Origin of the sequence: Chitinophaga sp., from assembly GCF_035564935.1 — a bacterium.
In the GTDB taxonomy this organism is placed as follows: Bacteria; Bacteroidota; Bacteroidia; order Chitinophagales; family Chitinophagaceae; genus Chitinophaga.
Map to the genome: position 1 here is coordinate 1 of NZ_DATMTE010000778.1, position 3,054 is coordinate 3,054.

Here is a 3,054-nt window from a genome sequence, read left to right on the forward strand (position 1 = left end):
AATTACTTTGGCTCAGTAACACTTTTGCTTCCAGCACAATTGTTTCACCGATCCACCGCGCCGGCGATTTACCGGTAACCGTTTTCACCGATTTATTCAAATGATTGGGTGTAATGTTCAGCAGGGAAGCATAGTCTGTTACATGATGCAATGTGCCCGTATTGGCAAATACCAGTTCCTTAAAGCGATGGGTAATGTTGATAGCTGCCGTTTGATGGCTGCTGGTCAGCGGTTTATAAAGCTGTTTCACTTCACATAGCAATGTGACCAGGTATGGCTGGATAATTTCCAGGTTGTTCAGCCCGTTCTGGCTATAGTCGAGTAAAAGCCGTTTAAAAAGATGCAGTACAAATTTTGCGGTCTGGTTATCCAATTGCACTTTGGGGTTACCCCATACCCTTAAAAAGTCGAATGTTTTCAGCGGTTCCTGTGTACTGTATTTTCCGGTGAGGATATCCGTATGAAAATTACACAGGTATCCTTTATTCACTTCGCCGCTTTTAAAAGAGAACACCTGTCCTGCTGGCACAAACAGCATTTCATTTTTATAGATCGTATACAACTCGCTCCCGATCTTCATACTGGCTTCTCCGCCTGTAATAAACAAACAGCTATGGTTAGTAGACCGGGAAGCAGGTATCGCCTGTGTTACCAGGCGGTACATTTCCTCCACTCTCACAATAAAAAATTTCTCAAAATCAGGTTTTAAGATACTATCAAGCTCTTTCCGGGGTTGCATAAACCTGGCGGTAAATGAACCCGGATGATATACCGCTATTCCTTTTTTCACTGGCATCTTTTATCTGAAAGATAAAAACAAAGCCTGATAAAAAGTGCTATAGTGGCTTTGACAAGGAATAACATAACTGTGCTGACAGATCTTCTTCTTTCTCCAGTTCCTCTCTCAGCGGATCGTCTTTAATAAAATGATACCGTTCCAGCAGTTTAACGGATCTTTCATTGTCTACAGCCGGGAAGGCCGTAATTTTTTGAAGATGCAGTTGTTCAAAGCCGAACTGTATTACCACCGGCAGTACTTCCTGCATAATGCCTTTCCCGAAAAAGGCGGACTGCAGTTCGTATCCTATTTCCGCCCGATCCAGTTCCGGTACTATATTCCAGTAACAAATGGTACCAATAGGCACATCGCTTTCCTTTGTGGTGATCACCCAATACAACGATTGATTGGCTGCAATATTGGCCTGGATCTTTTCAATAAACTGCCTGGCTGCTGCTACCGTGGTTGTAGGGGGCCTGTTCAGGAACTGGTTCACAAGTGGATCCGACCTTAAAATAAGAAAGGCTTCATCATCATATAATGCAGGGGCCCGCAGGATAAACCGTTGGGTGGCAAGGTTAGGGAAAGGGTTGAAATTAAGTATAAGCATACACTTAAAAATAATCATAATTACCAATCAGCGGCAATGATGGCCATCGCAGCCTGGCAATGGTAAAAGTGACGCTGTTTTTATAACAAAGCGGCCACGTGGCGGGGGCGGCAATATAAAGGTACAATCCGCATGTAACGGGTGTTCACGCGGATTGTCGTTTTTTAGAAAGATGTATAACGGCACTATGCTATGCCGGCCAGGGGTTTTGATAGGTGGAATTATTCAATTTCACTTCCCTGGAAGACAAAGTCAGCTGTATTTGCAGCGGTTGCTCATTGGCGGAATTAAACGTTTCTGCGTATTCAACACAGTAAGCGTCTGTAAATTTCAGCTCTTTGAGCCGCGACATGGAATCCCTCCGGAAAAAGGTAATGCTGCCGTTTTTCGTTTGGGTGTTGGAAATCATCCAGTCAAACAAACTTGTTTCACCGGCAGACTCAACCAGCAGGTTAATGGTGCCTCCTTTGGGGCGGGCGGCAGGTTTCCCGTTATGATCTGTATTTTGGGTAAATGAAAACCTGCATTCCAGGACATTCATTTCTTCCCCATCAATGTTGAGAACGGCTTTAAAAGACATAATTTTTCTGGTTAACAGGTCTGTTACAAGGCGCAACAAACAGGCACAAAAATATGGTATACAGAATGAAAATACACATTTCTGTTTACATGCAGAAAAATTGAAGGTTATTTTTAAGAAATGACGCCAAACAGCGCAGGACATTATCCTTCAGCATATCAATAATATGCTGTTTAATAATTATATAAGATCAAATGCCTGTGCAAAACTGGTCAGATCGTAGCTGGACTGTGCCCCGATCTTTGCTTTAATATTTCGCCGGTGTGTTACAGCGGTCTTTTCGGAGATCCCCGCCCGCTCAGCAATTTCGATAGCACTGAGCCCCAGCGCCAGCAGCCGCAGGATCTCCTTCTCCCTCCTGGTAAGAGATGCAAAAATGTGCTGGTTACGGCGCAGGAAGTTATTCTCCTCCAGCAAACGGTTTACCTTGCTGGTAACATGGTGCAACGGATCAATGGGAATGGCGCAGGTAATCACATGGGTAGGAAGTCCACCGGCATCCCGCATAAACACCCGGGTAGAGCCGAGGTGCCAGGTCCAGTCGCGCGAGGCAGTAGTACGTACCTGCTGAAAGAAGGTAACCGTCATATTGGCTTCCGCCGGCGCATCCAGCATGTTGATAATTTTAGGCAGGTAGTCTGCTACATCGTGAGGGTTAAAGAATGTATCGTAATACCGGGCGCCCATTTCCCGTAAGGCTTCCAGCGTAATATCCAGCTCCCTGCAGCCGCGGGGCGACATATACTCCACGTAGCTCTTTGCCACATTCATTACAATTACCACTACCGGAAGTTCCTGATCAATGGCCTTTAAAGCGTTCAGCTTTTCCTCCAGCCCCGATCCCTCATTATTAAATGCAGCGTGCTCAATCATGTACCAGATATAAAATCGTGTATAGGAATCCTCTGTGACGTTGGTTGACTACTTATTTTGTGCTCTTCTCAATAACAAATGTAGTAAAAATAAGAAAGGGTCCCATCACAAAGAAGAGACCCTTTTTTGGGGATAGAAAATACGGTGATTGACTAAATCAGGTGGATGACTTTATGTATGAATAAGATGAAATCAGATTGTTCTCACAAAGAT

4 protein-coding genes are annotated in these 3,054 nt (G+C 44.5%); all 4 read right to left on the minus strand.

Features of this window, described 5'->3' with window-relative positions; genetic code table 11:
- On the minus strand, positions 1-790 hold a 790-nt coding region (locus VN105_RS20110; RefSeq protein ID WP_325643534.1), incomplete at its 3' end, for a hypothetical protein.
- A 46-nt stretch (positions 791-836) separates the two neighbouring features.
- Positions 837-1,388, minus strand: a complete 552-nt coding sequence (locus VN105_RS20115; protein ID WP_325643536.1) for a GNAT family N-acetyltransferase — start codon at positions 1,386-1,388, stop codon at positions 837-839.
- A 190-nt stretch (positions 1,389-1,578) separates the two neighbouring features.
- Positions 1,579-1,968, minus strand: a complete 390-nt coding sequence (gene tssD / locus VN105_RS20120; protein ID WP_325643538.1) for a type VI secretion system tube protein TssD — start codon at positions 1,966-1,968, stop codon at positions 1,579-1,581.
- 180 nt (positions 1,969-2,148) lie between these two features.
- On the minus strand, positions 2,149-2,841 hold the full coding sequence (locus VN105_RS20125) for a helix-turn-helix transcriptional regulator (RefSeq protein ID WP_325643540.1): 693 nt from the start codon (positions 2,839-2,841) through the stop codon (positions 2,149-2,151).
- Between the last annotated feature and the right edge of the window lie 213 nt (positions 2,842-3,054).